This window comes from Paraglaciecola sp. L1A13 (assembly GCF_009796745.1).
Classification (GTDB): domain Bacteria; phylum Pseudomonadota; class Gammaproteobacteria; order Enterobacterales; family Alteromonadaceae; genus Paraglaciecola.
Genome location: NZ_CP047024.1, coordinates 1,634,030 through 1,659,996 on the forward strand (window position 1 = coordinate 1,634,030; position 25,967 = coordinate 1,659,996).

The window sequence follows — 25,967 nt, forward strand, 5'->3', positions numbered from 1 at the left end:
CAAGCACAAAATCCGTACAATACGGCGTCCTTTTATCTAGCAATAAATCGTTAGGTAGTTAAAAAGGGATATAAGTTAACGTTAACGCTCTAACGAGTTTGAGGCATTTATGGTTACTATTCGTTTACAGCGTGGTGGCGCTAAAAAGCGTCCATTTTATCAAGTAGTGGTTGCTGACAGCCGTCGTTCACGCGATGGTCGTTTTATTGAAAACATTGGTTTCTTTAATCCAACAGCACAAGGTCAAGAAGAGCGTTTACGTCTTGACCTTGACCGTGTAGAGCATTGGGTAGGAAATGGCGCAGGCTTATCTGACCGTGTTGCTCGCTTGGTTAAAGATGCACAAAAAGCAGCTGCTTAATTGCAATTGTTAAGAAAGATTGAGGTATAAATGAGTCACGCGTCTGACACATTAGTGATGGGCAAAATCGGCGCACCTTATGGTGTAAAAGGTTGGGTCAAAATCACATCATATACCGATGAATTAGACGGTATTTTTGGTTATTCCCCTTGGCTCGTGGGTCAAGAAGGTGATACTAAAGAAATTGTCGTTGACCAATGGCGAACCCACAATAAGGGATTAGTTGCCAAACTGGTTGGGGTTGAAACTAGAGATGATGCTGAAGGTGTCAAAAATCTCGATATTTCAATTAAAGCACAACAGCTACCTCAATTAGATGGTGATGAATTTTATTGGAGAGAGTTAGTTGGCATGCAAGTCGTGACCGAACAGGGTTACAACTTGGGTGTCGTTAAAGAGTTGTTTGAAACGGGTGCGAATGACGTTATGTTAATCAAAGCCAATTTGAAGGACGCTTTCGGTCAAAAAGAACGCATGGTGCCTTACTTAATCGACCAAGTCGTTAAGCGAGTGGACCGTGAGGCAAAGACCATACAGGTTGATTGGGATCCCAGCTTTTAATGAGCTCGGATACACAACGTTGGTTTGGTGTAGTAAGTCTGTTTCCAGAAATGTTTCAGATTTTTACCGAACAGGGCGTAACAGGGCGAGCCGTTAAAAACGGTAAGTTGAAAGTAGATTTTTTTAATCCAAGAGATTTTACTCACGACAAACATCGCACTGTTGACGACCGGCCATACGGTGGTGGCCCAGGAATGCTGATGATGGTTCAGCCGTTATTAGACGCAATTCGTGCAGCCAAACAGGCGGCCGAGAAAAAAACTAAGGTGATTTATCTCTCACCTCAGGGGAAAACATTAACGCAACGTGGTGTGAAACAACTTTCTGAAAATGAAAGTGTGATTCTAGTCGCTGGTCGCTACGAAGGTATCGACGAGAGAGTGATAGAAGCTGAAATAGACGAAGAATGGTCTGTTGGTGACTACATTCTCAGTGGTGGTGAACTACCTGCGATGGTGTTAATGGATGCTGTAGCAAGACTGGTACCAGGCGTATTAGGGCATGCACAATCTGCTGAGCAAGATTCGTTTAGCGACGGTTTGCTAGATTGTCCGCACTATACACGGCCAGAAAATTTGCACGGTCAATCAGTTCCTCCTGTGTTGTTGAGCGGTGATCATCAAAAAATCAAACAGTGGCGGGAAAAACAGTCGTTAGGTAGAACCTGGCAACGACGCCCTGAATTATTAAACGACCTAGCTCTGACTGAGGAGCAACAACGTTTGTTAGATGAATATCAGCAAGAGTTGTTGCAGCAAAATGGCAGTTATTCTGGGATGAGAGGATATGATGAGTAAAGTCAATCAAGATATCATCAAGCGCATTGAAGAAGCTCAGTTAAAAACTGATGTTCCTGCATTTGGCCCTGGTGATACAGTTGTTGTTCAAGTACGCGTTAAAGAAGGCGAGAAAGAGCGTCTTCAGGCATACGAAGGCGTTGTAATCGCTAAACGTAACCGTGGCCTACACTCTGCTTTTACAGTTCGTAAGATTTCAAACGGCGAAGGTGTTGAGCGTACGTTCCAGACCCACAGCCCTGCAATTGGTTCAATTGCTGTGAAACGTCGTGGCGATGTTCGTCGTGCTAAGCTTTATTACTTGCGTGACCGTTCAGGTCGTTCTGCACGTATCAAAGAAAAGCTTAACTAATATTAATTTTGCGTTACCGTTAACTTATAAAAAAGCCCGCATTTTGCGGGCTTTTTACTGCCATAAATTTAATTAGCGTAACTGACCACCTCAGCCTCTATTCCATTACTGAGCATAAAGTAAAAACGCTTTCCGGGCGCATAATCACCGTGATTAAACGTGTTAAACCCCATTGCTATCACCTTTTTCTCAACTTCACTTAACTCATTCACTAGAATACCAACATGATTAACATGGGCTATATTCAAATGATCAGAGACTTCAGTGTTGAACCTTTTTGGTTTGTATAAAGCCAGATAAGCTGTCTCTGAACCCACATGCACCGTGTATCCGTCATCTTTGGCAGGACCGGACCAACGGATATGCCAATTAAATAGCTGACAAAGTATGTGGGCTATTTTATCTGGATCGCCGACGGTTAAATTTAAATGTTCAAGTATTGCTGCGCGCATATTATTTCCTTTTATGTGACTGGATTATTGTAAGGCGACAGCTTAATATCTAAAGCCAACTTTAGATCAAGATAAATATTGAGATAATTTTATGACCCCAGAACCTTTGGTTAGCATTGGGTTTATCGCCAAGCGGACAGGGAATGCTGTTTCGCTTATCCGTTATTATGCTAATCAAAACCTTATCCCTTCTATTCGCACTGACGGAGGGAATCGGGTATTTCCTCGTTCGGTGATACGACGTGTGTCGTTTATTTTAATCGCACAAAATATGGGCTATGCGTTAGATGATATTCGCCAACTATTGAGTTCTTTACCAGATAACCGTACGCCGAATAAAGCGGATTGGGCACGTTTAAGTAAGGTGTTTAATGTACACATCGATCAAAAGTTAGCAGAGTTAAATTTGCTTAAATCTTCGCTAGCAGGGTGTATAGGCTGCGGTTGTCTGTCTTTACAAAAGTGTCGTCTGTTCAATAAAGACGATAAGATCGCCTTAAAAGGTAACGGAGCGCGGTATTTACTTGGTGATACTCCAACGCATTGAATGTAGACGTCAGACATATTTTCTATAGTAATGAGTAAACTGAAATTGCTAGACAATGTTGATTCATAGTAATGCGCTTAATGATTAAAAAGGAATGTCCAATTGGCCATAATACATTCAACGAATAGTATGCATGTTCGCAATGTGCACAAAGACGGATATCCTATGGCTGAGCTTTGTCAAGATTATCCAGCCTTGAAAGCGTACTTAATTAGCGCGAAGAGTGGTAAGCAGAGTATTAATTTTTCACAACCTGATGCGGTTAAAGCCCTCAATGCGGCGTTACTTGTCCATTATTACGGTATAGATACATGGGATATACCCCAAGGGTATTTATGCCCACCGGTACCGGGTAGAGCCGACTACATTCATGGTATAGCGGATCTCTTAGCCACTCAAAATGGTGGACTTATTCCAAGAGGAAATCAAGTTAACGGGCTTGATGTGGGCATTGGTGCAAATGCAATTTACCCGATCATTGGCAGTGCTAGTTATGGCTGGCGTTTTATCGGCAGCGATATTGATGACTTATCCATCAAGTCAGCTAAAACGTTGGCCAGCGACAATCCAAACTTAGCTCCGTTATTGATGGTACGCAAGCAGGCGGATAAAGAGCAGATTTTTCGCGGTATTATCAAACCTGATGAACACTTCGCCTTTACTATGTGTAATCCACCCTTTCATAAATCTGCCGAAGACGCTGCGCTTGGCAGCAAACGTAAAGCAAAAAGCCTAGAAAAAAACCGTCACAAACGTAACCTTAAAGCGAGACATAATTCACCGTTAGCGCCAGCACTTAATTTCTCAGGCATGGCTAACGAGCTATGGTGCGAGGGCGGTGAGTTAGCATTTATTCAGCGCATGATTAGTCAAAGCGTCGCCTATAAGGAGCAAGTAGATTGGTTCACGTGTTTGGTTTCTAAAAGTGCTCATCTCAAGGCGATTGAAACCAGTGTTAATTACTATGGTGCGAGAACTTTTTTAAAAATGGATATGGGACAGGGACAAAAGCAAAGTCGCTTTGTCGCTTGGACCTTCCAAGAAAAATAACAAAACAACAGTATGGCTACTGACCAAGGAACATAAATGCAAACATTAACCGAAAAAGAAAAGATGCTCAGTGGGCAATACTATTTTCCAAGTAACAAAATATTGCAGCAAGACAGAGCTAGGGCAAAAGCAATATGTCAGCTATTTAATATAGCCCCTGAAGCTGAGAGAAAAGCTGCACGTAAAGCACTTCAAAGCTTGTTTTCGGCGTCTCCTAACTCATGGATTGAGCCAACTTTTTTTTGCGATTATGGTTATAACATTCGAATGGGAAAAAATTTTTATGCCAACCATAATGTGGTGATCCTTGATGCGGCGCCAGTCATTTTCGGAGACGATGTAATGCTTGCCCCTGGGGTCTTAATTTCGACGGCATCCCATCCGCTAGATGCAAAAAGGCGCAATAAGGGATTAGAAACCGCAAAAGCTATCACCATTGGTAATAGTGTATGGATAGGTATGGGCGCAAAAATACTTGATGGCGTTACAATAGGTGATAACGCTGTTATTGCTGCAGGAGCGTTAGTTAATAAAGATGTACCTGCTAATACGGTTGTCGCAGGGGTGCCAGCTATTGTTATACGCCAAATAGACAATGACTCTGCGTAACGAATTAATCGAATATCTCACGTTGAAGGCAAATAGATTTGACTAGGGTCACCGCAACGCAGGGTTTGTCAGTCCAACGCTTGTTAGCGATACTTGAGCCCTTATTAATTACCCATCCCAAGGGCTTAAGTGAATATGCGTTATTAAAATATGTGCAAAATGAAGCGGGTGATGACGAGATATCTAGCTATGTATCGTTAACGGATCCTTTAGCTCTGTTTCAAAGCCATTTTTTGTTATTTCACGCTTTGTACCATCTGCGCCAAGAATGGCGCGCATCAGGCCAAGGCGATATCAGTATTCATACCCTTAAAATCCAAGCCATAGCATATACGCACATTTCTGATAAAAGCGCGATGGTAGCTGTTGACCCGTTAGCTGAATATTACTTAGATTGGCAAAACTTGCTAGGTACGACAACTGAGGATATAAACCAACTTCTGAATGATTTTTGGTTGCATTTTGCCCGCGACGAAAACACTGTGGTCAATCAACATTTCAGTAAGGCCGACCAGCAGCTTGAACTCAGTTATGCCGTGCTTAAGCTTCCGTTTAATTCCAGTCCTGATGAAGTTAAACGGCAATATCATAAGTTGATCCATCAATATCATCCCGATAAAGGTGGCGATACACCTTATGCGCAGACGCTACAAATCGCCTATGCCTATATACGTCGCTTTGGATAGTTCCTCAACGGGCTCTTATCAAAATCACTTTTTTATATATTGAAATATAGCGTAATTAAAAAGCCCTGTAATACAGGGCTTTATTGTGTTTAAACATTCGGGTGGGTGGTTAAAAATAAAGCTACTGGCCTTTGACAGCCTTTAACTCTTCTTCGTTTAATAAGCCGCGACGTTCTAGCAAGGGCCAGACTTGTGGGTCTTTCCCGCGAAAACGACGATACATAATCATCGGGTCTTCAGTACCACCAGTCTCCAGAACATGCTTACGGTAACCATTAGCTGTGTCCTGATCGAAAATACCGTTTTGACTAAATACTTGCCACGTATCTGCATCGTAAATGTTCGACCAAATATAGCCGTAGTAACCTGATGCGTATCCACCAGAAAATATATGAGAGAAGTAGCTTGTACGGTACCTAGGGGCGATTTCAGGAATTAACCCGATCTCATCCATGGCTGCCTTTTCAAATGCATCTGCATCCTGTTCAGTGGCTGTTTCAATTGTGTGCCACTTCATGTCTAACAATGCCGCGGCCATATATTCAGTGGTTGAAAAGCCTTGATTGAATTTACCCGCCGCTTGAATTTTATCAATTAACGTTTGCGGGATCACTTCACCAGTTTGATAATGCTTAGCAAATTGGCCTAATACTTCAGGTTCCATCATCCAGTTTTCCATAACCTGTGAGGGATATTCCACATAGTCTCTGGGTAAAGCCGTGCCTGTTTGCGACTGGTAATATCCATCCGATAATAAGCCTTGAATAGCATGACCAAATTCATGGAATAGCGTTGATGCTTGATCAAAAGTAAGTAGAACAGGGCTGTCGCCAACAGGACGAGGGAAGTTGAGTACATTAAAAATAATCGGCTTAACATTCTCGCCAAACATTTTCTGTTGCTTGCGGAATGAGTTCATCCAGGCTCCGCCACGTTTACTTTCGCGTACGTAGTAGTCGGTCATATATACGCCTATGCTTAAGCCATCTTTATCGAAAACTTCAAACGTGCGTACGTCAGGATGATATTTAGGAATATCTTGGCGTTCTTTGAAGGTCACCCCCCATAATTTATTAGCGGTAAAGAAGACGCCATCACGCGTCGCATCCAATGAAAAATAAGGCTTAGTTTGGGCTGCATCAAGATCATAACGTTCTTTGCGGATCTTTTCGGCGTAGTACCACCAATCATATCCAGCTAATTCAAAATCATCGCCTTGTGCATCAATCATTTGTTGCATATCGGCGGCTTCTTTTTTCGCTTGTGCAAGCGCCGCAGGCCAAACTTGGTCAAGCAACCCGTAAACATTCTGGGGGGTTTTGGCCATGGCTTTTTCAAGCACGAAGTCAGCATAGGTTTTATAGCCAAGTAAATGGGCTTTTTGATAGCGTAACGATGCAATTTTAGACGCTAATTTTTTATTATCATTGGCGTTATCGTTGTCGCCACGTTGAATATATCCCTCATACAAGGCTTTGCGTAGCTGGCGATTTTCAGCATACGTTAAAAATGGATTTTTGCTTGGGCGGTGAGTCGTGAAAACCCATTTACCATCATGACCGCGTTCGGTGGCAGTTACGGCTGCGGCAGCAATAATATCTAAAGGCAAGCCCGTTAATTCTTCTTCGGTATCGACGACTAATTCAAATGCATTGGTTTCAGCTAATAGGTTTTCTCCGAATTGAACCGACAACTCAGACAACTGTGCGTTGAGATCGCGTAACGTGGTCTTATCTGTATCATTAAGGTTTGCTCCGCCACGTACAAACGATTGATAACTATCATCAAGCAACGTTTTCTGATCGGCGCGTAACTCAAGTTTATCTTTTTGCTCGTAGACCGCCTTAACGCGAGCAAACAGTGCGGCATTTAGAAAAATGTCATCGTTAAGCTCAGATAGGCGAGGAGACATCTTCTTAGCAACGCTTTGCATTTGTGTGTTGGTATCGGTGCCGTTAAGCGCATAAAAAACCGTTGTTACATGATTCAATGCTTGGCCTGACTTTTCGATAGCTTCAATGGTGTTTTTAAAATTTGGGGCTTCGGCATTAGTGGCGATATCTGCAATTTGTTGTTTATTTTGCGCGATGGCGAAATCAAATGCAGGTTCGTAGTGCTCAATTTTAATTTTTGCAAATTCTGGTACGCCAAATGGGGCGCTTGATACAACCAGCAATGGATTACTTTTTTCTACCGAACTTTTTGTTTCTGCAGAATGTTTTTGCTGCCCAACTTGGTTTGCATTCGTTTGGCTTGTGGTGTCCGGTTGACACGCACTAAGCATGACAGCCATTGCGATTGGGCTGAGTATTGCTTTGTTCATAAGGATCCCTGATATCAATAGAGTGACGGCTATGTTGCCGTTCGGTTTTATCCCCGCACTGCTATAAATGCGAGTAATACTAAAGACTATCGCGATCTGCCTTATAACCGCAAATTTGTTGCTCTATACTTGTAAGGCGAAGTGTAAGCGATAATGTGCAAGTATAAGCCGCGCTTATTTATTAATACTTAATAGTGCGTAAAGTGAGCAAAATGTCGATTAAATCAATTAAATCTTGCGAAAAAAATTAGCAACTGTTAAAAAGTCAATTAAATTACATAAAAAGTTAATTTGCAGTTGTAATTATATGTTTACATTTAATCGGCCGCTTACTTCATACGTGTTATTTCCAGAGCGACTGCACCGCAGATCGTGTTTATCCATTACTACTGTGAGTCAAGATTATGTTACGCGACAACATTAACAATATTAACGTTACCTCTGAAACCGTATTAATTACCCCTGAAGCCTTAAAAAATGAGCTTCCTGTTACGGATCATGCATTATCAGTTATTCAATCATCTCGACAAATTATTTCCGATATCATCCATCGTAAAGATCATCGTTTTTTGGTTATCAGTGGCCCGTGTTCTATCCATGATATTGATGCGGCAAAAGAGTATGCCCTCAAACTTAAAGAGTTGCATGAATCCTGCAAAGATACTCTGTATATCGTGATGCGGGTGTACTTTGAAAAGCCACGTACGACAGTGGGCTGGAAAGGCTTGATCAACGATCCACATATTGATGATACTTTCGATATTGAAACAGGATTGCGCAAAGCACGAGAATTACTTATTTGGTTAGCTGAATTAGAAATTCCCGTTGCCACTGAAGCCCTTGATCCTATTAGCCCACAGTATCTTGCTGAGTTATTTAGTTGGTCAGCAATTGGTGCTCGAACATCTGAGTCTCAGACTCACCGTGAAATGGCCAGTGGCTTGTCTATGCCCGTAGGTTTTAAAAATGGTACGGATGGCAGTTTAGATATAGCAATAAATGCTTTGCAGTCTGCAGCATCAGGCCACAGTTTTATGGGAATTAATGGTGAAGGGCAAGTTAGCGTGATCAAAACGCAAGGTAACCCTGACGGACATATTATTCTTCGCGGCGGTAAACAGCCGAACTATGATTCAGTCTGTGTGGCTGATTGCGAAGAAGAAATGCGCAGCGCGAAACTCAGTGCTGGTTTGGTTGTAGATTGCAGTCATGCTAACTCAAGTAAAGACTACCGCCGTCAACCCTTAGTGGCCAAAAATGTGGTTAATCAAATACTCGAGGGTAATCAGTCTGTTATTGGTATTATGTTAGAAAGCCATTTAAAATCCGGTAATCAAAGCAATAAGGGGAAAACAGCTAACGAGCTAGAGTATGGTGTATCGATCACCGATGGCTGTATAGATTGGGAATCTACGGATGAGTTAATTAACCACATGCGTGATAAACTCATTACTGTATTGCCGTTGAGGTTAAACAAACTAAACAGCCCTGATTAATAGGAACTTGCATGTCAACCGAACTTGATAAATTACGTGACCAAATAGACGCTGTCGATTCTGAATTAGTGGCGTTATTAGCAAAACGTGCTGCGTTGACTGAACAAGTTGGTGTATACAAAAGTAAGGTTGGCTTGCCCATTTATGTGCCGGCACGTGAAGCCGAATTAATTGAACAGCGCTGCGGGCAAGCCGAAGCGCTAGGCGTGCCCCCGTCGTTGGTTGAAGATTTGCTAAGACGCATCATGCGAGAGTCTTACCACACACAAAATAAACGCTATATGTGTTGCGCGCCACAGGTCAATAAAATTGTGGTTATTGGTGGGGCTGGTGCACTTGGACGGATTTTTGTCGAAATGTTCACGCGCAGTGGATATACGGTCGAAATTCTAGAGCAAAAAGATTGGCCCAAAGCTGATGAAATTTTTGCTCAGGCAAACTTGGTCTTGGTCGCTGTACCTATTCAATTGACGGAGCAAATCATTGCCAAACTGGATAGTTTGCCGATAAATTGTATATTGGCGGATATTACCAGTACTAAAGCAGTTCCACTTAATGCCATGCTAAAGGTCCACAAAGGACCTGTAGTTGGCTTACATCCCATGTTTGGGCCAGACGTATCGAGTATGGTTAAACAGGTTGTTGTGGTGTGTCACGGCCGTGATGAAGATAAATACCAGTGGTTATTGCAACAGATGCGAGCTTGGGGGGCGGCGTTGCAAGAAACCGATGCTCAAGAGCATGACGACTCAATGGTTTTTATTCAAGTTATGCGTCACTTCTCTAGTTATGTGTTTGGTGCGCATTTATTAACGGAAAATCCATCTCTGGATCAGTTGATTTCGTTGAGTTCACCAATATATCGATTGGAACTTGCTATGGTGGGACGTTTATTTGCGCAGGATCCCGGCTTGTATACCGATATCATTTTTAACAACAAAGACAGTATCGCGGTGCTTACTAGTTTTCGAGACACCTTTGATAACGCACTCGATATGCTTAAAAAAGGTGACAAAGCGTCATTTATTAAGCTCTTTTTCAAAATAGGCGCTTGGTTTGGGGATTATTCGAAACAATCTCTAGTGGATAGTAAAAAATTGCTGCTTAAAGCCAATGATGATCGCACCATTAGTGAGTAGTAAAATTTAGCTCTTTATTCGTTTCATTAACGTATTACTAATATCATGATTTCAAGATTACCAAGATGGGTGGAGTATGGTGCATTTGTGCTCGCCCTTATCGCTGGCAGTGTAAATGCAGTTGGTTTGCTAGGATTCTCGCACCAAGCCATTTCTCATTTATCAGGAAGTGCTACGCTCGTTGGTGCTTCGTTACTTAATGCACCTATCAGCGATACACTTCACCTAGTCGCTATTTTGCTTAGCTTTATGTTTGGCGCAGCCTTTTCCGGGTTCTTTTTGCGTAGTCGCACACTCAAATTATCCCGCCATTATGATTTTTTATTGGTGGTTGAAGGAGGTTTATTACTCATATCTATCTGGTTGCTTAAAGATAATTTAGCCGCTGGGCACTACACCGCATCTGCAGCATGTGGTTTACAAAATGCGTTGGCTACCACTTACAGCGGTGCGATCATTCGTACTACCCATATGACAGGGATATTTACCGATCTTGGTATTATGTTGGGTGCCCGCCTGCGACACGAAGCATTTGATAACCGCAAGGCGATTTTATTTCTGTTGTTGATAAGTGGTTTTATTAGCGGTGGTGTGTTCGGGGCGTATTTATTTGCGCATTTAGGGTTTAACGCTTTATTAGCGCCTGCGTTTTTGTGTTTCGTGTTAGCGCTATTTTATCGGGTTTACCGAAATAAAATGAAAAGAAGGCACTAGTAAGAGCCTTCCATTGTGATCACTATCCTGTTATTTGCTTTATTCCTGCGCTAATGCGCTGACTGCGGCAATCTTAGTCGGGTTGATTTCGTCGTTTGGGTAGCAGCCTAAAACTTTAAAGTATCGAGTAGTATTTTTAAGCTCTTCCAAGGCAACCTGCATGGGGCCATCTTGAATATTCCCTTCTACATCTATATAGAACATCTCTTCCCAGGGGTTACCTGTAATCGGTCTGGATTCTAGCTTCGTCATGTTGATGTTATTGTTTTTAAGGATCAGTAAAGCTTCTACTAACGCGCCTGATTTTTGCACCGTAGACATCAATAACGTTGTTTTAGCAGGCACCTGTAAAGGCACATTGACTGCTTTGCGGGCCACAACGAAGAAGCGGCTGTGATTTTCTTTTTGGTTGGCAAGATTAGATTTAATCGCATGTAACCCATATAACGCACCACCGGCTTCGCTACCTATCGCTGCAACCGTATCACTTTGTAACTCATTAACCGTCATCATAGCAGCAGAGGTACTATCGCAGGTGATGACCTCGATGCTGCCTAGCTCAGCCAAAAAGTGGCTGCACTGAGCAAAAACTTGGGGATGGGCATACAAGGTTTTGATACGGTTAATATCAGTTGCATCAGCGACTAACAATGCATGTTTAATAGGGTGAGTTAGCTCACCAATAATCGACAAATTGGTATGCTGCAGTTGGTCGTAAACTTCATTGATACTGCCAGAGGACGTATTTTCGATGGGCAATACTGCGTAATCTGCTTCGTTGGTCTCTACTTTCTTAATGATTTCGCCAAAGCTTTGACAACCTAACTCTAAGAGCTCTCCTGGACGACGAGAAAAGTATTTTTGAGTAGCAAGGTAGCTGTAAGACCCCTTATCACCTAGAAAAGCAACTCTATTTAGTGGCAAGCTGCTGCCAGGGTTCGCGCGAGCGGCAAGCATTGCTTGTTGGTTGAGTACAGAGTCTTCGATGATAACGTGAAATAATTGAGTAACATAATGAGGGTCAAGACCGTGACCTTGGCCCCGTTTAATTAAGCTAACCAGTAGTTGTTCTTCTCGTTTATGATCTCTTACCGGAATATGATGGGTAATTTTGGTTTCAGCAACCTGATTGGTGCATTGCTGACGCTCTGCTAACAGTTTTAACAACTGCTGATCAATTGAGGTGATTTGTTCTCTTAGTTTATCTAGCTCCACGACCGACATTTTTATTTCACTTCCATAAATGGGTTAAAAAGCCTTTTGAGTAAGGCACAAGTTCTTTGTACATAAATGATTTAACACAGGCTTGGTGCGCTGAAACTATTATCAGTTGAATATACATCACCATCGAATCTATTAACTCGAGCGATCAATGTCAATGTTTACCTTATGCCAAAATGGCCTTTAGAGTAGATATTTCCTATAAACCCGCTGAAAGTCCATGTTTCCATCTCTGTTTTATTCATTTAACAAGGAACTAAGCAACATTTTGACTTGCTCAACTTCGAAGGGTTTATCGCATAAGGCGTTTACCCCAGCCTGATGTATGTTAGTCATGTGCAAACTATCCACTGACTCTGAGGTCACCATAATAATGGGTAGATGGGAGGTTTCGGTGTTAAATCGGATGAACTCCGATAATTCTCTACCATTCATTTCAGGCATATTATAATCCGTGACGACCAAGTCAAAGGTATTTTCTTTGAGTATTGTTAGCGCCATGGCGCCATTTTCCGCTTCAATAATCTGTTCAATACCAAGCCCCTTCAATACCCGATTGATGTGATTTCTAGCTAATTTACTGTCGTCGACAAGAAGCACTCTAACCTGACGTACATCAAATAAATTCAGATCTAGTTCTTCGGTATTAATTAAGTCCAAAGAGGTTTTGAGTGCACGAGATAAATGCTCAGTGCTAAAAGGCTTTGGTAATATGGCTGCCACGCCCGCCTGTTTAAACTCTTCTAGTTTCTGTGAGCTACTTTCGCTTGATACAAGCATAAAAGGTAATGCGCAATGTATGGATGATTGTTTTATCGATTTAAGGATATCGAGTCCGGTACCATCTTCGAGATACATTGAACTGACGACCAAATCACCTCCTTGCTGATCGATGGCTTCAATGGCCTCTTTAACATTGCTCACGGCGAAGACATTTTTCACATTTTCTTCGTGTAATAAAGTACTGATTATTTTTCGTTGAGTATCCGATGGTTCGACTAAAATAATGCTTAAGTCTGCTAACAAAATATTCTGCATAGTTACCTTCTTGTCAGATTGGCCAATTGACTCAACCGCCAGCGAGTTTTACAGTGTAGCCGCGTTTTTCTAAGACTAGCTTTAACTTGTCTCTATTATCACCTTGAATTTCTATCACTGCGTCTTTAACGGCTCCACCTGTACCGCACATTTTTTTCAATTCTGTGCACAAGGCTTTAACTTGTGCCGCGTCCATATCCATACCTGACAACGTGGTGACTCCTTTGCCTTTACGTCCTTTTGTTTCGCGACGAATACGGATGATGCCATCGGTTTTGGGCCGAGCAAGTTGCGCCTTTTGAGCGGGAATTCTGCCGCCATCAGTGCTATAAACAAGATCGTTTTGGCTCATATTGATTTTCGCTCTGACTTGAATAGATAATATAATAATCTGATTCTATTAAAAAAAAGACAATCTTTATAGGCAAATTAAACAAACTGATATTTAATACATTAGCAATGAAGAGCAGTAATATGGAGTGAAGTATGAGTTTAGAACGCAAATTATCAGCTGACAAAAAACAATTAACTGTAGTAGCCGATGAAATCTTCGATTTCGGCAAGGTGCAGGATTTCCGTATTGCATTCTCCACTGACATCGACGAGGTGGAAACGGTTATTATTGATTTGCATAAAACCGCTTACATGGATAGTTCTGCTTTAGGCATGTTATTAAATATGCAAAAATTATTGTCTGGTAAGGTCACTATCTTTAAGATTGTCAATACTCGCCCCCAAGTACTCAAAATCTTGCGAATCGCCCGCTTTGATAAAAAATTCTTAATTAGTTAACGTCTCTTTGTGGCTTTATTTTAATGCGCATACTCATTGTTGATGACGATCCACTTAACCGTTTTTTATTGATCCATATGTTGGAGCAAAAAGGGTACGTTGATTGCTATGAAGCCCAAAGTGGCCGTGAAGCGCTGGGCTTAGCTAAACAAATTGACCCTGAGTTAATTTTGCTCGACGTGATGATGGAAGATATGAGCGGCTTCGAAGTGGCGCCTTTACTTAAAGCGCAGGCTGGCGACATATATCTTCCGATAATTTTCATTACTGCTTTGGATGATGAAGAAAGCTTAGGACGATGTTTGGATGTAGGTGGGGACGATTTTGTTGCCAAACCATTTAATAAAACCATTCTCGCAGCCAAAATTAGTGCCCATGCTCGTACGCGCGAGCTTAGTAAAAAATCATTTGCACAAAATCAACAATTAATCTTTTACCGTAAAGCGGTAGAGCGAGAACACAAAATTGTCGAACATATTTTTTCAAATGCAGTCACAAATGATCATAAATTATTACCTTATTTAGATTTTAAATTACTTCCCGCAACGGATTTTAATGGTGATTTATTGCTCTTTTGCGCCGCTCCTGATGGCGGTTTATATTATCTGATTGGGGATTTTACCGGCCATGGACTTGCGGCTGCAATTGGTGCGCTACCCGTTTCTCAGGCGTTTCACACAATGGCGAATAAGGGCCTGTCGGTGCTTGAAATGGCGCATACACTAAACGATACCCTACTCAAACTACTGCCTGCGGATATGTTTTTTGCTGCAGCGATAGTGCAGGTTAGTAGTGGGGGGACGCAGTTTGAAATATGGAATAGCGGTATGCCTGACTTGCTGCTTTTAGACTCGAAGGGCAAAGTTATTCAGCGTCTGTCATCTCAGCATATGGCGTTAGGAATATTAGATGCGAGCGAGATGGACAGAGATATCCAACGATGCCAAAGCGCTATCGGAGATCGTTTACTGGCGTTCTCCGATGGACTTATCGAAATCATGGATCTTGAGCATAATATGCTCAGCGAAAAACAGATCGAGAAATGGATTTCGCAGCAGTCGGATATTACCGTTGATGAGTTGTTTCAACGGATTGAGGACTTTAGTCAAGGGATAGCGCCTCTTGATGATCTCACTTGTGTGTCATACACATGCCAATCACTAGTCAAACTTGAACATAGTCAATCTATCGCTCCTGTGCCTTTCGAATTATGTTTTGAAATGAATGTAGAGATGATTAAAAAAGGCGAACCAGTTCAAAGTGTAATTAATATGGTGTGTAGTCAAACAGGTATGTATGCCTTACACGCAAGGTTATTCACAGTAGTCAGCGAATTATATAACAATGCGTTGGATCACGGCTTACTAAAACTAGATTCAAAATTAAAACACTCTTCAGACGGATTCGAAGCGTATTTTGCATTAAGAACTCAACGTTTAATGCAATTACAAGAAGGTCAGGTTACGCTCAGTCTCACTTATACACCGACTGAACGCATCTTGAAAATTATAGTGTGTGATTCAGGAGAAGGGTTCGCTCATCAATCTCATTCAATTCAGGCCGAGATTGGGGATCCCTATGGTCGCGGTATTCAACTCATAACTGCGTTATCAGATTCAGTACGTTACCTAGGTAGCGGCAACGTAGTAGAAGTATTATTCAATGTGTAAGGTATAAAAAATGCAAACAACTATCAGAAAAGCTCAAGTAAGTGACATCAATGCATTAGTGAATTTTAATCAATTAATGGCCAAAGAAACGGAAGATATGGAACTTGATAGTGACATTTTGACGTTGGGTGTAAGTAATCTGATAAACGATGTGAGCAAAGGTTTTTACTTAGTTGCAGAAGTTGACAGTCAAGTGGTGGGGAGCCTTATGGTAACCACAGAATGGAGCGATTGGCGTAACAGCGAATTTTGGTGGATACAAAGTGTCTATATAGTCCCTAAATTTCGCCGCAAGGGCCTTTACAGTGCATTATATAATGAAGTGAAATCTCTTGGTGATAAAGCGCAAAACGTGTGTGGATACCGCTTGTACGTAGAACGTGAAAACCGTGTCGCCCAGCGTACCTACGAAGCACTCGATATGGATGAAAGCCACTACCTCATGTACGAGGGTAAATAAGCCAAACCTAATTGATAACAATTCTCAATTAGGGTAAACTGAGTGAATAGGTACACAATATTTTAAGCAGGTTATGAGTTTGAAACGTTTTCTGAAAATGGTTAGTTTGGTTGGTTGTGTTTCTGTGGCTTCTTTAGCCAGTGCGCAAGAAGTAAATGTGTATTCGGCGCGCAAAGAAGCGCTGATAAAGCCTTTACTTGATAAATTTACTGAAAGCACTGGCATTTCAGTAAATCTGGTGACGGGTAATGCTGACGCGTTAATTACACGCTTAAAAAGTGAAGGTAAATACAGTCCTGCTGATATTCTTATTACGACTGATGTAGGCAGACTCTACCGCGCGAAAGAGCAAGGGTTAACCCAAAAAATTGAAACTGACGCGTTAAAGACTCTGATCCCGCAAAATTATATCGATCCTCAAGGCCAATGGATAGGTTTCACCCTTCGCGCTAGACCACTGATGGTCGCGCCACAACGGGTTGACGAAACGCAACTGACTCGCATGGAAGACTTAGCTGACAAGCAATGGCGCGGCAGAGTTTGTGTGCGCTCATCGAGCAATATTTATAATCAGTCTATGGTTGCGGCGATGATTGAACAACAAGGTGAAGAGAAAACTCAGGTTTGGTTAAACGATTTCGTGAAGAACTTTGCACGTACACCAAAAGGTGGTGACCGAGATCAAATTAAGGCGGTTGTTGCAGGGCAGTGTGATGTTGCTATTGCCAATACTTACTACCTAGCAGGTATGGCGAGTAGCGATGATAAAGCGACGCGAGAAACGGCTAGCAAAGTAAAAGTTATTTGGCCGAATCAGCAAGACCGTGGCACTCATGTAAATATATCCGGTGCAGTCATCAGCAAATACGCACCTAATGTTGAGTCTGCCCAGAAGCTTATTAGCTTTATGTTGCAAGAAGATTCACAAGTCTGGTACGCCAAAACGAATCACGAATATCCGTTACGTAAAGAGGTCGAACAAAGTAAAGTATTAACATCTTTTGGTGCTTTTAAGGCCGAAAATATTGATCTCTCTCGCGTTGGTGAACTTAATCGTCAAGCTGTACTGATGATGGATAAAGCTGGCTGGAAGTAACCTTTTATTTAAATCTATATAAGATTCCACTTCATTGAAAAAATCTAATTGGCGCGAGCCGTGGATGTGGGCTGTCACTGTCTTTAGTTTACTATTGGCAGTGCCAGTTTTATTAATTTTCGCCAGCCTATTTGTGCCTCAATACGAATTGTGGCAACACCTCTATGAAACTGTTCTAAGTGATTATGTTTACCACTCATTATTCATTGCTTTTAGCGTTGGTGCGTTAACGTTATTGTTAGGTACTGGTTTGGCTTGGTTGATAGCCCGATATGAGTTTACTGGCAGACAAACACTGCAATGGCTTATTTTGCTGCCAATGGCGATGCCAGCCTATATATTGGCGTATACCTACACAGGCATGCTCGATGTGGCAGGCCCTATTCAAAGCCAGCTACGTATTACGTTCGATTGGTCTTACCACGACTACTGGTTTCCTGATGTTCGCTCCATAGGCGGAGCTATCACTATGTTGTCACTGGTGTTATACCCTTATGTTTATATGCTCGCTCGTACTGCTTTTAGTGAACAATCGGCGAGTTTCTATGAAGCCAGCCGTAGTATGGGCGTGAGCGGTACCGCCTATTTTCGTAGAGTTGCTTTCCCTTTAGCTCGCCCTGCTATTTTAACGGGAACTGCACTGGCCATGATGGAGGCTTTTGCCGACTATGGTACGGTGCAGTACTTTGGGATTAACACTTTTACTACAGGCATATTTCGAACTTGGAATGGTTTAGGAAATGCCATTGGGGCTGCACAATTAGCCGCAGTATTGACCAGTTTTGTGCTTGTATTATTACTGCTCGAAAAACATTCAAGACGACGGTTGAAGTACTTTCACCAAGGACAAGCGCACCATAGTGCAAAGCGCTTGCATTTGTCACCAATAAAGCGCATTTGGGCTATTTTGCTATGCCTGCTGCCGGTATTATTTGGTTTTATTATTCCAACTGTGCAATTAAGTGTTTGGGCGCTTGGCCGTGTATCCACTCAAGTGGACGAACAGTTTATCAATCTGATTTGGAATAGCTTTTATCTAGCGGCAAGTGCAGCGTTAATAGCAGTTGGACTGGCATTACTTTTTGCCTATGCAAAACGTTTATACCACCATTGGTCGCTTACCAGTCAAGTGCAACTCGCAAGTTTGGGTTATGCTATTCCCGGTACCGTTATTGCGATAGGCGTTATGTTAATGCTTAGCGCAGTTGATGATGCATTGAATGCGTTGACTGAGTATGTATTTGATACTAGTGTCGGCTTGATATTTTCGGGTACCTTAGTGGCCTTATTATTGGCTTATTCAGTCCGTTTTTTGGCTGTAGCGCTACACAATGTTGAGGCTGGGTTGCAACGTATAAAACCGAGCATGGACGATGCTGCTCGATCGATGGGTTTATCGTCATTCGCCGTGCTAAAAAAAATTCATATACCGCTATTACGCGCCAGTGTTCTCAGTGCAATATTGTTGGTATTTGTGGATGTACTCAAAGAGCTACCTGCAACGCTTATTCTTCGACCATTTAATTTTAATACATTAGCTGTTCGTACATTTGAACTAGCCTCCGAAGAGCGGTTGCAAGATGCCGCAGTGCCAGCTATTACCATCGTTTTAGTGGGCCTACTGCCTGTTTTCTTGTTAACCCGAGCTCTTGAATCGAATAAGAAAAAATGAAATTATCTCCTGCGAAAAAATTGAATACTTATGCTTGATTTAAACAGTATCTGTGTTGCCTATGACGATAAAGTTGTGGTGAATAACGTCTCATTTTCCCTAGTAAGTGGTGAGATTGGCTGCTTATTAGGTCCTTCGGGTTGCGGTAAAACCTCTATACTACGCGCTATAGCCGGCTTCGAGCATATTACTCACGGTGAAATCAAGCTTAGAGGTGTGCAGGTGGCTAGCCTTGATACACATATCTCCCCAGAGTGCCGAAAAGTGGCAGTTGTTTTCCAAGATTTTGCGTTATTTCCACATTTAAACGTTGGACAAAATATTGCGTTTGGTTTACTAAATCATACCACCAGACAAAAATCTCAACGCGTGAATGAATTATTAAAGCTGGTGGGCTTACCTGATATCAGTGAACGATTTACACATTCTTTGTCTGGGGGACAACAACAACGAGTCGCCTTAGCACGAGCCCTTGCTCCTCGCCCAGATTTGTTGTTGCTAGATGAGCCCTTTTCCAGCCTTGATGCTGAACTGAGAGAAGATCTAGCGAAGGACATTAGACGTATTCTTAAACACGAAGGGACAAGCGCATTATTGGTCACGCACGATCAGCATGAAGCCTTCGCAATGGCGGATAACATTGGTGTGTTAAGAGAAGGGCGTTTATTGCAATGGGCGAGTGCCTATCAACTTTATCATCGACCCGTTGACAAATTCGTTGCTGAGTTTATCGGTCAAGGCACGCTGTTGCCTGGCAAAATTATTAATGGCCACTATGTTGAAACTAAGCTCGGCGTCTTTTCAATGACGCAAGCACAATCTGCGCAGTTTGCTCAGGAACAGTCAGTGGATGTATTGGTGCGACCGGATGATATTGTGCATGATGATAACAGCACGAATGTGGCGAAAGTCATAGCTCGCGCTTTTAAAGGTGCGCATATTTTGTATGAACTTGCTTTGAATGACGATCCTGCTTCTAAGGTGTTATGTCTCGCGCCAAGTCATCACGACCATGTATTAGGTGAGCGTATCGGCATTCGGCTAGATTTGAAGCATTTAGTGCTGTTTAACGTATAAACGCAGCACTTTATCGATACTTTACTGGCGCAGGCTTGTTTTTGCATAAAAGATCGTTAGTTATAGATTTGCTTAAGTATTTCAAAGAGGAAAGCTAATGATAAAAAAATTAGTCAATTGGTTTGAAGAAGTCACGCGTCAAGAAGCTGAATCTGGTCAGGGCAGCAGTCGAGAGGTCGCGACAGCGGTTTTATTGTACGAACTGATGCGCGCTGATGGTGAGTTAAATGTGCAAGAACAAGAAGCATATGAGCAGGTATTGCGTACCCATTTTTCGTTGGACGAGAGTCAGTTGTCCGATCTGTTGGTGTTAACGAAAGATAAAGCTGCAGAAGCGGTGGACTTTTCGCAGTTTACGCGGATTATCAATGATGGTAGCTCTCTTGGTCAAAAACGAGGCATTATTGATGGCCTTTGGAAAATCGCCTACGCAGACGATGTTTTGGATCCCGAGGAAGAACATCTGATCCGACGAATTGCCGATTTGTTATATGTACCTCACAGCTTGTTTATTCAAAGTAAGCTTGCAGCATCTGGTCAGCTCTAATTAGTTTTATTCTATGTTGCTAATTAAAGACACCAGAGCGGAGTTGTTTTTCCTTGCCTAGTTCTTTTTTTACACGATTTACAGCAGTTGTTAAGCTAATTACAATCACTGTCTTTTATTAAAGACATAATTAATATTCTATGACTATATAGCATCTTATGCCTTCGTTTAAGTTGTTGATTTTTATCTATTTTGCACTTCTGGCTCAATTATTGTTATACCAAGGTCGTAATCGTGCTTTTCTCGACTGGTTCCTCGAGAGTTATGCATGGATAGCGAGTACGGTGAAAATGGTAAAGATCAACTTCGATACTGTTATTGGCCGCAATGGCGTTTGCGACCGATGACGCTTATCATTTTTAAGCTGAGCTTACGGGCTGCGCTATCTGCAAGGCACGGACGCTATTTTAGTCATTTTCAATAAATCCAATTTTAGTTTGATACAGCGGACATTAATCACATGAAACGAGCTTTTCCTTTACTTATTAGCCTTACATTAAGTTTGTTAACTGATGTTGCTTTGGCCACTCCGCTTCAGCCGCAGGACGATATTCTGCTGCGACTCGATAAAAATGCTGATGGTCAAATATCTATAAAAGAAGCCGTCGCTGATCCTTTTATTCTAGAGTCATTTAGCCGTATTGATATTAATGGTGATGGGATTATTAGTCGCCATGAGTTATCAAGCGTGCAATTACGACGATCTCATGGACATAGCTTGAACTGAGCTTAAATTAGCGCAGTAGTGTACGTCGAACAAGCTCGGATATTTACTGCCTAGTGTCTCAACCTTTTGTTATTATGCTGGCGAATTAGGAAGGATTAGATTGATAGGATTGCCAATGCAGCTTGGATCGTTACGCCAGCTAACCTTAGTCAGCTTTGCACTTGTGCTCGTGCCTTTAGTGGTACTGCAATGGAATAGTCACATTACTTTAGGGCGAATGGGAGAAATCGCCACCAACGAGGCCGAGTTTTCGGTTGCAATGGTGCGCCAAGTTAATAGCTTAGAAAGTTTCTCTGTAGATATTGAACGCTTGATACGCCAATACCATGTGCTAAACAAAGAAGAATTAAAAGAATTATCTGACAAGTATGTTCAACGTTTTACTGACTCATTAAACAATTTATGTTTTAAACTTGATTACTCTCAAGAATGTAGTGTGTTAACTGAACGCTTGGCTTGGTTTAGAAGCTATGACAGATTAAGTGATCAACTGCTTCTTGATGCACAATTAGCTGAATTTCGACGTGCGTTGACCGAATTGGGCCAAAGTGTTGATTCGTTACTCGATGATAGGATTAAAAAGCGTCAAGCTTATGTGGGTTCAGTACAACAAACTCAAGCGTGGTTAACGGCCTTATTAGTCAGTATTAGCTTATTGTTGATCATGTTTGGTAGTCAGCTGATATTGCGCCCCGTACGAAAGTTAGAACGAGTGATCGAGGCCATTTCTCAGCAAGAAGATGAACTACCAGATATTTCTAATTCGGGTCCTAAAGAACTTATCTTGGTTGAGCGTAAGTTACATCGTCTTGCCGATCGTTTAACCCAGTTGGAACATCTTCGTCATGCGTTACTGCGTCACGCCTCTCATGAGCTTAAAACACCGTTGGCGAGTATTAAAGAAGGTTGCTCATTGCTCACCGAGCAGGTGGTAGGGGAGCTGAACGAGCGACAAATGGAAGTGATGTCGTTACTCAATAGTAGCACTGACCGACTGAATACCTTGATCATGCAATTGCTTGATTACAACTTGTTATTACAACAAGCCAAACCTGATTTTCAATGGTTAAAAACAGCGTCTTTAATGGATGAGTTTATTACCGATAACCGGTTAGCTTTAGAACAGAATAACCATGAACTTGATACTAAAATTGAATTACCGCAAGTGTATGCGGATGCCAATTTGTTTCGGCGTATTCTTGATAACCTCCTGTCTAATGCAATTGCCCATGGTAGTAAAGGTCGACCAATAAACATTAAATTGTATCAACAGAAACATGTACAAGTATTAGATGTGGCTAACCGTGGGCAAAAAATTTCACCGGAGCAGAGAGCCATTTTGTTTGAACCTTTTAACCGTGGAGGTGGTAAGCGTAATGATCGTATTATTGGATCCGGGTTGGGGTTGTCGATAGTTGCCGATTGTGCGCGTATGATGCGTGGTAAGGTCGAAATTGTCGATGTGGATTACGCGGATGTGTGTTTCCGGGTATCAATCCCTTTAAATGAGAAAAAACAATGAGTTCTAATATAATAAAAGCAGGGATAAGCCTGCTCGTTCTAAGTTTATCCGGTTGTAAATTGGTTCCTGAAAACGATAGTAATTACGTCGAGCAAAGCACTAATCAAGAAAGAGCCTTCTGTTTATATCAATCTCCGGATGCGTCAGTGGAACATAATTGTGATATTGATTATTGGTTGGGTTATTGGCTAGATGGGGATGAGATGACATGGGAACAGCGAAAATCTGAAATTGCCCTTTTAACTGAAACCCCACACGACCAATTACGTAAAGTTTTACTTTGCCAAGGTAAAGACACCCCCTACCAAGACAAGCTACGATCTCAGTCTTGGGCATTGAGCCTCATAAAAGATCTCGATGGTGGCATGCAAGATATACTCAGTGTGATGATTTATAATCCGAGTCAAGTGTTATTGGAGTCTGAATCTGCTGTGGTGACGTTAAGCAAAATTAATGACGAGCAGTCAACCCGTGTTGAAGAACAACAAAAACTGTTCGAAAAACAGCAGAATGAAATTGATCAACAACGAGAACGTATTGAACAACAGCGCAGCCAAATCGAGCAGCTATTAAAAATAGAAGCATCGATTATGGACAACGCCAAAGGAGATCCTCAGTGAGTAAAATTGAAGCGTCGTTAAAGCCACAAATATTACTTGTCGATGATGACGAGAGTTTATTACGGCTGATGGGCATACGCTTAGAAGGTGAAGGTTACAGTGTGCAAAGTGCCGAAGGTGGTAAAGAAGCTTTGCGCCTAATGAATACGCAAAATTTTGATGCCGTGCTAAGCGACCTCAGAATGCCTGGTTTAGATGGCTTGAGCTTGTTCGAAGAGATTATGTCTCTGGGTAAAGATCTTCCTGTGATCCTAATGACTGCTCATGGCACGATTCAAGACGCTGTTGAGGCTACCCAAAGAGGGGTATTTGGTTTTCTTACTAAGCCAATAGATCACACTGAGTTACGAGATTTATTAGCCAAAGCGGTAAGCCAAAGCCAAGGCTCACAAACTAGTGCATGGCGAGAACAAATTATCACTCGTTCTATGCAAATGGAGCAACTACTCGACCAAGCCCATCGAGTGGCTCAGCGTGATGTTAGTGTATTGGTCAGTGGTGCCAGCGGAACAGGAAAAGAATTATTAGCGAATGCTATTCATAAAGCCAGTAAACGTGCGAATAAGCCGTTTGTTGCGATCAACTGCGGAGCCTTGCCAGAAAATTTACTCGAATCAGAATTATTTGGACACGCCAAAGGCGCATTTACCGGAGCGGTAAATGAGCATCAAGGGTTATTTCGAGAAGCCGACGGCGGAACCTTATTCCTGGACGAAATTGGCGATATGCCTACGCCGTTACAAGTTAAGCTTTTACGTGCACTACAAGAGCAGGTGATACGTCCTGTAGGCAGCAGTAAACAAATCCCTGTAGATGTGCGTATTATTTCAGCTACCCACAAAAATTTATCTCACGAAATGAGTGAGGGTAACTTCCGTGAGGACTTGTATTATCGCCTCAACGTGGTGAATTTAACCTTACCAACTTTACGGGAACGCTCGGAAGATATTCCGTTACTTGCGCGCTACTTACTAAAGAAAAGCTCTGAGCGTCATGAAGTACGTGTTAGTCGGTTCTCTGACGATGCTATGCAACTTTTGACTACTGAATTGTGGCCGGGTAATGTGCGTCAATTGGTCAATGTAGTTGAGCAATGTGTGGCATTAACACAGACTTCGGTTATTGCTGTGCATTTGGTAGAACAAGCGCTTTCAACTTCTGAGCAAAAGTGGCCGACATTAACTGAAGCACGCGATGCGTTCGAGCAAAGTTACTTGCTTAAATTGCTTAAAATGACCGACGGAAATGTTACCCGTGCGGCTGAAATAGCTGGGCGTAACCGAACTGACTTACACAAATTAATGAAAAAGCACGACTTGCATTCAACGGACTTCAAACAAGAATAGACCCGTGGCTTAAGCGCTCAGTGATAAAAAACGCGAATAATACTATTCGCGTTTTTTATTTGTCGTCCTGATTAAGCTATTTTGTTATTAGCGATAGATAAATAGCAGTTGTTATTAGCGATAGATAAATAGCAGTTGTTATTAGTACTACACATTTTTATTTCCTGCCTTACAATACGCAGCAATTTATGAAAGAGGTAATTAGCTAGATGCGAATAGCGTTAGGGGTTGAATACGATGGTGCCCGCTTCCATGGCTGGCAAAGGCAAAACGAAGTAATAAGTGTGCAGCAACACTTAGAGGAAGCCTTGACGCGTATTGCCAATGAACCTATACGTGTTACTTGCGCAGGGCGCACTGACGCCGGTGTACATGCGACGGGTCAGGTTGTTCATTTTGATACTTCCAATCAACGGCCTGATCGTGCTTGGACGCTCGGGGTTAACACTTACCTGCCTGCCACTATATCGGTACGTTGGGCAAAACTTGTACCTGATGATTTTCATGCTCGGTTCTCGGCTACCGCTAGGCGCTACCGCTACATCATTTATAATAGCACTTTGCGCAGTGGCATTTTTGCCAACGGTGTAAGTCATATTTATGGGGATCTTGACCATGACCTTATGCATCAAGCTGCGCAAAAGTTAGTGGGTAAACACGACTTTAGTTCTTTTAGAGCTGTGAACTGTCAAGCTAAAACCGCGACTCGTATCATGTCGCACATTCGCGTTAAACGCATGGGCGACTATATTGTAATTGATGTAAAGGCTAATGCATTTTTACATCATATGGTGCGTAATATTACTGGTACTCTCGTTGCTATAGGACACAAAGAACAGCCTGTTGAATGGGTGGATGAATTGCTTGAGGTGAAAGATCGAACAAAAGCGGGCATCACTGCTTTGCCAAACGGTCTGTATTTGGTGCATGTTACTTACCCTGAAGCGTTTGAGCTTCCGCGTTTGAAAATGGGGCCATTGTTTCTAGCTGATGACTTCTAAGACCAGTTTTACTTTCGTAACTTTCGATATCTGTGTTTTAATACGGATTACATGTGCCTAGAAAATTAAATACTGTATCTGTCGTTGCTTA

General features: G+C 42.1%; 28 protein-coding genes. 23 read left to right on the plus strand and 5 right to left on the minus strand.

The features are described 5' to 3' along the window. The first annotated feature begins 109 nt into the window (after positions 1 to 109). Genes rpsP through rplS form a run of 4 tightly spaced genes read left to right on the plus strand, consistent with a single transcriptional unit; the run spans position 110 to position 2,071 of the window. Positions 110 to 361 carry a 30S ribosomal protein S16 gene (gene rpsP, locus GQR89_RS06865; protein ID WP_006994621.1) on the plus strand — a complete coding sequence of 84 codons (252 nt, stop codon included), beginning with the start codon at positions 110 to 112 and terminating at the stop codon, positions 359 to 361. Positions 362 to 391: 30 nt separating this feature from the next. Beyond that, a complete protein-coding gene (gene rimM, locus GQR89_RS06870; protein WP_158769362.1) occupies positions 392 to 922 on the plus strand; it encodes a ribosome maturation factor RimM in 531 nt (176 codons plus the stop codon). Continuing rightward, positions 922 to 1,719, plus strand: coding sequence for a tRNA (guanosine(37)-N1)-methyltransferase TrmD (gene trmD, locus GQR89_RS06875; protein WP_158769363.1), 798 nt, complete (start codon positions 922 to 924; stop codon positions 1,717 to 1,719). Before rimM ends, trmD begins: the two co-directional genes overlap by 1 nt. Continuing rightward, complete coding sequence (rplS, locus tag GQR89_RS06880; protein WP_007103295.1) at positions 1,712 to 2,071, plus strand: 50S ribosomal protein L19; 360 nt, start codon at positions 1,712 to 1,714, stop codon at positions 2,069 to 2,071. Before trmD ends, rplS begins: the two co-directional genes overlap by 8 nt. Before the next feature lie 68 nt (positions 2,072 to 2,139). Here the strand turns inward: rplS and GQR89_RS06885 are convergent, their stop codons facing one another. Next, the gene (locus tag GQR89_RS06885) at positions 2,140 to 2,523 is read right to left on the minus strand and encodes a VOC family protein (RefSeq protein ID WP_158769364.1); all 384 of its coding nucleotides are present in this window, start codon (positions 2,521 to 2,523) and stop codon (positions 2,140 to 2,142) included. 91 nt (positions 2,524 to 2,614) lie between these two features. On the opposite strand from GQR89_RS06885, the gene soxR reads away from it, so the two are divergent. The 4 genes from soxR (at position 2,615) to GQR89_RS06905 (ending at position 5,415) form a co-directional block, all read left to right on the plus strand. Then, complete coding sequence (gene soxR, locus GQR89_RS06890) at positions 2,615 to 3,070, plus strand: redox-sensitive transcriptional activator SoxR (RefSeq protein WP_158769365.1); 456 nt, start codon at positions 2,615 to 2,617, stop codon at positions 3,068 to 3,070. Positions 3,071 to 3,199: 129 nt separating this feature from the next. Further along, a complete protein-coding gene (gene rlmF / locus GQR89_RS06895; RefSeq protein ID WP_158772170.1) occupies positions 3,200 to 4,120 on the plus strand; it encodes a 23S rRNA (adenine(1618)-N(6))-methyltransferase RlmF in 921 nt (306 codons plus the stop codon). 36 nt (positions 4,121 to 4,156) lie between these two features. Then, complete coding sequence (locus GQR89_RS06900) at positions 4,157 to 4,729, plus strand: sugar O-acetyltransferase (protein WP_158769366.1); 573 nt, start codon at positions 4,157 to 4,159, stop codon at positions 4,727 to 4,729. A gap of 38 nt (positions 4,730 to 4,767) precedes the next feature. After that, a complete protein-coding gene (locus tag GQR89_RS06905) occupies positions 4,768 to 5,415 on the plus strand; it encodes a DNA-J related domain-containing protein (protein WP_233269109.1) in 648 nt (215 codons plus the stop codon). Positions 5,416 to 5,536: 121 nt separating this feature from the next. On the opposite strand, the gene GQR89_RS06910 is transcribed toward GQR89_RS06905, so the two are convergent. Continuing rightward, complete coding sequence (locus tag GQR89_RS06910) at positions 5,537 to 7,738, minus strand: M3 family metallopeptidase (RefSeq protein WP_158769367.1); 2,202 nt, start codon at positions 7,736 to 7,738, stop codon at positions 5,537 to 5,539. 404 nt (positions 7,739 to 8,142) lie between these two features. Here GQR89_RS06910 and GQR89_RS06915 point away from each other — a divergent pair, with 404 nt between their 5' ends. From GQR89_RS06915 to GQR89_RS06925, 3 genes are read left to right on the plus strand one after another with little or no spacing between them, the layout of a single operon-like run. Beyond that, a complete protein-coding gene (locus tag GQR89_RS06915) occupies positions 8,143 to 9,234 on the plus strand; it encodes a 3-deoxy-7-phosphoheptulonate synthase (protein WP_158769368.1) in 1,092 nt (363 codons plus the stop codon). An 11-nt stretch (positions 9,235 to 9,245) separates the two neighbouring features. Then, positions 9,246 to 10,373 carry a bifunctional chorismate mutase/prephenate dehydrogenase gene (gene tyrA, locus GQR89_RS06920; protein WP_158769369.1) on the plus strand — a complete coding sequence of 376 codons (1,128 nt, stop codon included), beginning with the start codon at positions 9,246 to 9,248 and terminating at the stop codon, positions 10,371 to 10,373. Between the two features lie 45 nt (positions 10,374 to 10,418). Then, entirely contained in the window at positions 10,419 to 11,087 is a 669-nt protein-coding gene (locus tag GQR89_RS06925) for a YoaK family protein (RefSeq protein ID WP_158769370.1), read from the plus strand. Between the two features lie 39 nt (positions 11,088 to 11,126). On the opposite strand, the gene pheA is transcribed toward GQR89_RS06925, so the two are convergent. The 3 genes from pheA to yciH all read right to left on the minus strand — a co-directional run bounded on the left by pheA (position 11,127) and on the right by yciH (position 13,698). Next, positions 11,127 to 12,311 carry a prephenate dehydratase gene (gene pheA / locus GQR89_RS06930; RefSeq protein WP_158769371.1) on the minus strand — a complete coding sequence of 395 codons (1,185 nt, stop codon included), beginning with the start codon at positions 12,309 to 12,311 and terminating at the stop codon, positions 11,127 to 11,129. Positions 12,312 to 12,545: 234 nt separating this feature from the next. Next, complete coding sequence (locus tag GQR89_RS06935; protein WP_158769372.1) at positions 12,546 to 13,346, minus strand: response regulator; 801 nt, start codon at positions 13,344 to 13,346, stop codon at positions 12,546 to 12,548. 31 nt (positions 13,347 to 13,377) lie between these two features. Continuing rightward, entirely contained in the window at positions 13,378 to 13,698 is a 321-nt protein-coding gene (yciH, locus tag GQR89_RS06940) for a stress response translation initiation inhibitor YciH (protein WP_158769373.1), read from the minus strand. 134 nt (positions 13,699 to 13,832) lie between these two features. On the opposite strand from yciH, the gene GQR89_RS06945 reads away from it, so the two are divergent. The 12 genes from GQR89_RS06945 (at position 13,833) to truA (ending at position 25,876) form a co-directional block, all read left to right on the plus strand. Beyond that, a complete protein-coding gene (locus GQR89_RS06945; protein WP_158769374.1) occupies positions 13,833 to 14,138 on the plus strand; it encodes an STAS domain-containing protein in 306 nt (101 codons plus the stop codon). 23 nt (positions 14,139 to 14,161) lie between these two features. Next, positions 14,162 to 15,808 carry a fused response regulator/phosphatase gene (locus GQR89_RS06950; RefSeq protein WP_158769375.1) on the plus strand — a complete coding sequence of 549 codons (1,647 nt, stop codon included), beginning with the start codon at positions 14,162 to 14,164 and terminating at the stop codon, positions 15,806 to 15,808. A gap of 10 nt (positions 15,809 to 15,818) precedes the next feature. Beyond that, positions 15,819 to 16,268 (plus strand): GNAT family N-acetyltransferase, encoded by a 450-nt coding sequence (locus tag GQR89_RS06955; protein ID WP_158769376.1) that lies wholly within the window; start codon positions 15,819 to 15,821, stop codon positions 16,266 to 16,268. Between the two features lie 79 nt (positions 16,269 to 16,347). Continuing rightward, the gene (locus GQR89_RS06960; RefSeq protein WP_158769377.1) at positions 16,348 to 17,364 is read left to right on the plus strand and encodes a Fe(3+) ABC transporter substrate-binding protein; all 1,017 of its coding nucleotides are present in this window, start codon (positions 16,348 to 16,350) and stop codon (positions 17,362 to 17,364) included. Between the two features lie 34 nt (positions 17,365 to 17,398). Further along, entirely contained in the window at positions 17,399 to 19,036 is a 1,638-nt protein-coding gene (locus tag GQR89_RS06965) for an iron ABC transporter permease (RefSeq protein WP_158769378.1), read from the plus strand. A gap of 30 nt (positions 19,037 to 19,066) precedes the next feature. After that, positions 19,067 to 20,113: an ABC transporter ATP-binding protein gene (locus tag GQR89_RS06970; RefSeq protein ID WP_158769379.1), complete on the plus strand. Its 1,047-nt coding sequence runs from the start codon at positions 19,067 to 19,069 to the stop codon at positions 20,111 to 20,113. A gap of 97 nt (positions 20,114 to 20,210) precedes the next feature. Continuing rightward, on the plus strand, positions 20,211 to 20,660 hold the full coding sequence (locus tag GQR89_RS06975; RefSeq protein ID WP_158769380.1) for a TerB family tellurite resistance protein: 450 nt from the start codon (positions 20,211 to 20,213) through the stop codon (positions 20,658 to 20,660). 460 nt (positions 20,661 to 21,120) lie between these two features. Continuing rightward, positions 21,121 to 21,387 (plus strand): hypothetical protein, encoded by a 267-nt coding sequence (locus tag GQR89_RS06980; protein WP_158769381.1) that lies wholly within the window; start codon positions 21,121 to 21,123, stop codon positions 21,385 to 21,387. A gap of 115 nt (positions 21,388 to 21,502) precedes the next feature. Next, complete coding sequence (locus GQR89_RS06985; RefSeq protein ID WP_158769382.1) at positions 21,503 to 22,909, plus strand: sensor histidine kinase KdpD; 1,407 nt, start codon at positions 21,503 to 21,505, stop codon at positions 22,907 to 22,909. Further along, entirely contained in the window at positions 22,906 to 23,529 is a 624-nt protein-coding gene (locus GQR89_RS06990) for a hypothetical protein (protein WP_158769383.1), read from the plus strand. The genes GQR89_RS06985 and GQR89_RS06990 overlap by 4 nt, the downstream gene beginning before the upstream one ends. After that, positions 23,526 to 24,875, plus strand: a complete 1,350-nt coding sequence (locus GQR89_RS06995) for a sigma 54-interacting transcriptional regulator (RefSeq protein WP_158769384.1) — start codon at positions 23,526 to 23,528, stop codon at positions 24,873 to 24,875. The genes GQR89_RS06990 and GQR89_RS06995 overlap by 4 nt, the downstream gene beginning before the upstream one ends. A gap of 209 nt (positions 24,876 to 25,084) precedes the next feature. Further along, entirely contained in the window at positions 25,085 to 25,876 is a 792-nt protein-coding gene (truA, locus tag GQR89_RS07000; RefSeq protein ID WP_158769385.1) for a tRNA pseudouridine(38-40) synthase TruA, read from the plus strand. The last annotated feature ends 91 nt before the right edge of the window (positions 25,877 to 25,967 follow it).